This window comes from Streptomyces sp. SID486 (genome assembly GCF_009865385.1).
Classification (GTDB): Bacteria; Actinomycetota; Actinomycetes; order Streptomycetales; family Streptomycetaceae; genus Streptomyces.
The window spans coordinates 1-5,376 of record NZ_WWJT01000015.1 but is presented as its reverse complement, the minus strand read 5'-3'; the positions used below and the strand labels follow the sequence as shown (position 1 = coordinate 5,376).

Genomic DNA, 5,376 nt, shown 5'->3' with positions numbered 1-5,376 from the left:
GGGGTCATCGGGCGCGGTGACGCGGGTGGGGCCACCGGGCGTGGCGACGCGGGCGGGCGCCTGGCGGCTCCCGGCACCGCCGTGCCCACGTCACGCGGTCGCTCGACGCCTCCCGGCACCGGCGTACTGCTGTCGTGCGGGCGCGTGTCGGCGGCTCCTGTCATCGGCGTCCCCCCGTCGCACGCGTGGTACGGGCCGCGGTGACCCGCTCCACGGACCTGTCGGCTCGGCGGGCGAGCCCGATCACCCCGGCCAGCCGCTCCACCGCTTCGGGTACCTCCCAGTCCTCGCGCCGCAGCGAGGCGAGCGCCGTCGCGGGGCCGACGAGCAGGTCGGGGACGCCGGTCTCCAGGGCCCGGACCATGACGGCCCAGCCCGCCTCCCACCGCCGCCTCGACGGCCGGGACCCGACGGCGGCCACCACCGCCTCCAGCGCCGCCTGCCGCAGGTCACCCCGGGCCGGCAGTTCGGCGGAGGCGGGCTCGGCCAGCAGCGACTCGGGGTCCGGCAGATCCATGCGGTCCAGGTGGGCGAGCAGTTCGAGTCCGGGCCCGTCCCCCACGGCGCCCCGCACCAGCGACGCGAGTACCTCCCGGGAGACGGACGCCGCCGTGCCGAAGGCGAGCAGGGTCAGCGCCGCCTCCCAGCTGCGGGGCGAGGGCCAGGCTCCGCCACGCCGGGTCTCGGTGCTCGGCAGCCGGTGGACGAGCGTCGGCCGGGCCTCCAGGAAGCCGCAGACCGCGCGCCTGGCGTGGGCCACCGCCTCCGGCAGCCGGTCGGGCACGAGCCGGGGCAGTTCCGCCCGGGGCCAGACCCCGCCCAGGCCGCGTACCACCACCTCGTGGTCGTGCACCCAGTACAGATGCACGAACCGGTTGGCCAGGGGCGGGCTCAGTTCCCATCCGTCCGCGGCCGACGCGCGCGGATTGGCGGCGGCCACGATCCGTACCTGCGGAGGCAGTTGGAGCGCACCGACCTTCCGCTCCAGGACGACCCGGAGCAGTGCGGCCTGGACGGCGGGGGTCGCGGTGGAGAGTTCGTCCAGGAAGAGCAGTCCCCGTCCGGCGCGGACGAGTTCGACGGCCCACTGCGGCGGCGCCATCGGCACGCCCTGCGCGGCCGGGTCGTCGCCCACGATGGGCAGTCCGGAGAAGTCGGACGGTTCGTGGACGCTGGCGATCACGGTCGTCAGCGGCAGGTCCAGGGAGGTGGCGAGCTGGGTCAGGGCGGCGGTCTTGCCGATGCCCGGTTCACCCCAGAGCAGCACGGGCAGGTCGGCCGCGACGGCCAGGGTGAGTGCTTCGAGCTGCTCGTCGGGGCGCGGCTCGGTGGCCGTCGTCCGCAGGAGCGCCAGCAGGTCGCCGGCGAGGGCGAGTTGGGTGCCGGTCGCGGGTAGGCCCACGCCGGTGGCCGCAGGGTCGCCGACGGCCGGGGTGGGGGTGGTCAGGAGGGTGCTGGACGTCATGGAATCACCTGGGAGTCGGGTACGGGAACGGGACGGCCCGTTCCGGAGGTCGGGTGGGGGCCCGCGCGGACTACGCGGGCCCGGCGGCGGACCGGACGCGGGTCAGCGGTGTATGCCGGTGCGGGGACGGGCCCGGCTGGTCTGCTTGTCACGCATCGTCGCGGGGACCCGGCGGTCGAGCCGGGGACGGTGTACCGGCGTCCGGCGTCCGGCGGCGGAGGCGTTCGCGTCTCGCCCCGCGTCGGCGGCGGGGTGTTCGGTGATCAGACCCGCGCGGAAGAGCCCGTGGCCGACACGGCCGTCGGCGGCCGACTCCAGGGCCTCCCGCAGCGGCCCGTCACGCAGGACCGCCCTGGGCCCGAGCAGCCCCTCGACCACGGTCAGCGCCCCGGCGGTGTCACCGTGGCAGAGCCGTTCCCGGACCGCGGGCAGCGCCTCTGGGTCACGGTGCACGGTGTCGATCGCCCGCAGGCAGGGCAGCGCCGGTCCGCCGAGCGCCACCAGCAGCTCCTCGCGGCGCAGTTCGGCGGGATCGTGGTCGATCGCCGTCAGGACGCCGTCGCGCAGCGCGATCCGGTGGAGCCGGCCGCGGCACTCCACCCGGTGCGGATCGGCGGGCTCGCGGGCGCGGCCGGCCGTCGGTGCCGTGGCGGCCCCGCCCAGTGCCGCGGCGACCAGGGGATGCAGCCGGCCGGCCGCGACCAGTCCGGCGCGCAGCAGTTCCAGGTCCGGGAGGACCCGGGCCGCCGCTTCCGGCAGTACCGGCAGCGCGGCGACGTCCCGCTGAGGCAGTGTCCCGGCCAGGGGCCGCAGCGTCGGGGCGTGGCTGTCGTCGGGGGCGACGAGTTCGAACACGGCGCGGCTGCGCGTACCGACTCGTACGGCGAACGCTCCGCGCGGGCGCCCTTCGCTGCGGAGCAGCAGTTCGGCCTCGGTGGCCCAATTGCTCACCGCCCACGAGGGATCGACAGGGGCGGGCACCTGCTGGAGGTGCGGAACGGCTGGGCTGCCGGCAGCGCGGGAGGACGCGGACGGTGCCGGGTCGGGTGTGCCGCCCGCACCGCACCGCTGGGCCAGCTCGGCGCTGCGGCTCGCGTCCCACAGGTGCCGGTGCAGATCGAGGCGGAAGCGCCGGTGCGGGTGGGGATGTGGGTGGTGCGCGGCGGTGTCGCCGGCGCCCTCCCACAGGGCCAGGGACATCCATTGACCGGCATCCGCCCAGGCCGGGGGTGTCCGCACGACCAGGTGGAGCGGCGTGCCGCCGGTACTGCCGTAGTGGGCCAGGGTGAGGGTGAGGCCGGGTCTGAGCCGTCCGTCCGGCACGATCCGGGGCATGTGCCAGCGGAGCAGGTCCGGAGCCAGTCTGCGCAGGTCCGCACGGAGGCGGCCGGCGACATCGGTGCCGTGGCGGTGGCGCACGGCGCGCAGATCGAGATCGACGGCGACCCGGGCCGCGGCACAGGCCCCGGCCCAGTCACCGGTCGCACGTCGTGCGGTGGCGGTCTCGATCATGGACGGTGGCACGGCGTACTCGCGGACGCGTTGCCACATCGAAAGGCGGGCTGGAATCCCGTTCGCATGGTGATGTGCCATCAGCACTCACGTTGCGCGGTCGATTCCCCCCATCCGTGGAAGAAGAAGTCGTTCATCATCGGCATCGTAACCACACCGCCGAACATCCGTCCCCTGGAATAACGGACGTCGCCGCGCCCGGGACCGCCGGCCCGGGCTCTCACCCGCCGGGACGGGACATCCCGTCCCCACGGCGGCGCGGCGGACGTCCGCCGCCGCGGCTCTGGTCGGCGCCGCGTTCGTGGAGGTAGGCGTCCAGCTCGGCCGCTCCGGAGAGCATCGCCCGGCCCCGGGCGGACAGCCGGCCGTGCCAGTCGCGCAGGGCCGCCGTCAGCGGCTCCAGTCCGCCGGCCGCCCGCACCTGGGTGATCAGGGGGGCGATCTGGTCCAGCGGGTAGCCGCCTCGCCTGAGCTGGTGGGCCAGCCGGACGTCCCGCACGTCGGCCTCGTCGTAGACGCGGTATCCCGTCAGCGGGTCGCGCCGCGGGCGCACCAGTCCGGCGCGCTCCCAGGCGCGCAGCGTCGCGGGCCGGATCCCGAGCTTCCTCGCGAGCGGTCCGATGAACGTGCCGGCCGGATCCGCCTCGGCGCGGGCGGACCCGGTGGTGGGCTCCAGGTCGCGCAGGGCGCGTTCCACTGCCTGGAGGGTCTGCCGGTCGTCGAGGAGCTGGGCGTGACTCGCGTCGATCAGGCGGAACGCCTCTTCGAGTGCGCCGGTGTTCACCGCCCGCATGATCTCCGCGGCCCGCTGGTGGCCGTGCCCCGGCACGAGGCCGAGGAAGGCCCGCAGAGCCGCGGCGTGCAGCGGGGTGTAGGTGCGGTAGCCGTGAGGTGTGCGGCCGGCGGCGGGGAGGATGCCGGCCTCCTCGTAGTTCCTGACCGCCTGTGTGGACAGCCCGTGCCCGCGGGCCAGGTCGACCGGCCTGAGCCGTTCCTCGTTTTGAAGCTTTCGGACCATGTTCCTGGGTGTCGTCGTGACGAAGTTTCAACCGAGGGTTCAACGATAGCGTTGAACGCATGACCGTTGACATCGAGGACATCACCCACGCCGTCGACGCCGCTTCCGTGCTGCGGCTGCTCCCGGACCGGCCGCGGCTGCTCGCCCTCGGGGAACCGACCCATGGCGAGGACGGCCTTATGGATCTGCGCAACGCGCTCTTCCGCCGGCTCGTCGAGCAGCACGGCTACCGGACGATCGCGATCGAGAGCGACTGCATGGCGGGACTGATCGTGGACGAGCACGTCACCTCGGGAGCGGGCACCCTGGACGACGTCATGCGGCACGGTTTCAGTCACGAGTGGGGCGCCTTCCCCGCCAACCGCGAACTCGTGCGCTGGATGCGCGCCCACAACGAGGGGCGCCCCGCCTCCGAGCACGTCCGCTTCGCCGGTTTCGACGGCCCACTGGAGATCACCGGCGCCGCCAGCCCCCGGCAGTCCCTCCTCGCGCTCCACGCCCACCTCTCGGCCCGGGGGGACGCGGGCCTGCTCCCCTGCACCGCGGAGACGCTCGACCGCCTGCTGGGCGCCGACGACCGGTGGACGGAGCCGGCCGCGATGACGGACCCGGCCCGGTCCGTGGGACGGTCGGCCGAGGCCCGTGAACTGCGGCTGATCGCCGACGACCTGGCCGCGCTGCTCGAAGAGCAGACCCCCGGTCTGCTCGCGGCGACCTCACGGCATGAGTGGGAGCGCGCCCGGCTGTACGCGCGCACGGCCACCGGTCTGCTGCGGTACCACTTCTGGATGGCCGACACCTCACCGAGTCGCATGACGCGGCTGCTGGGCCTGCGCGACCAGATGATGGCCGCCAACCTCCTGGCCCTCGCCGAGCGGGGCCCGGTCCTCGTCCATGCCCACAACTCCCACCTCCAGCGGGACAGGAGCAGCACGCGGATGGGCGGTCGGCCCGTACGGTGGTGGAGCGCCGGCGCGCTCGTCTCCGCCCGCCTGGCCGAGGGATACGCCTTCGTGGCCACGGCCGTCGGCACGATCCGGCACCGCGGGGTGGGCACCCCGCCACCGGACACCGTCGAGGGACTCATGTACGCGCTCCGGGAGGACCGCTGCGTCGTCGACGCCCCACGGCTGGCCGCCGCCCTCGGCGCCGGCCGGCCCGCTCCGCGGCAGTCCCCCTGGTTCGGCTACGCACCGCTCGACCCGGCGCATCTGCCCGGCTACGACGCGATCGTCTTCCTCAGGGACGTACCGCGAGGGAGTCGTCCCGGCGCGTGATCCGCCGAACCTGTGATCCCGAGCGGTCCGCGGCAACCTCCCTGTCGTCACCCGAGCAGTCCGCGGTCACACCCCGGCCGTCACCCGAGCGGTCCGCGGTCACA

Annotated in this window: 4 protein-coding genes; 1 reads left to right on the top strand and 3 read right to left on the bottom strand. The window is 74.9% G+C overall.

The window, feature by feature from the left end; genetic code table 11:
- Positions 1-160: 160 nt before the first annotated feature.
- From GT045_RS01000 to GT045_RS00990, 3 genes are all read right to left on the bottom strand, one after another.
- Positions 161-1,465: an AAA family ATPase gene (locus tag GT045_RS01000; protein WP_161332984.1), complete on the bottom strand. Its 1,305-nt coding sequence runs from the start codon at positions 1,463-1,465 to the stop codon at positions 161-163.
- A 102-nt stretch (positions 1,466-1,567) separates the two neighbouring features.
- Entirely contained in the window at positions 1,568-3,058 is a 1,491-nt protein-coding gene (locus GT045_RS00995; RefSeq protein ID WP_161332983.1) for a hypothetical protein, read from the bottom strand.
- A 139-nt stretch (positions 3,059-3,197) separates the two neighbouring features.
- On the bottom strand, positions 3,198-3,995 hold the full coding sequence (locus tag GT045_RS00990) for a TioE family transcriptional regulator (RefSeq protein ID WP_161291939.1): 798 nt from the start codon (positions 3,993-3,995) through the stop codon (positions 3,198-3,200).
- Positions 3,996-4,054: 59 nt separating this feature from the next.
- Between GT045_RS00990 and GT045_RS00985 the strand changes: the two genes are divergently transcribed.
- Complete coding sequence (locus tag GT045_RS00985) at positions 4,055-5,272, top strand: erythromycin esterase family protein (protein ID WP_161291941.1); 1,218 nt, start codon at positions 4,055-4,057, stop codon at positions 5,270-5,272.
- The last annotated feature ends 104 nt before the right edge of the window (positions 5,273-5,376 follow it).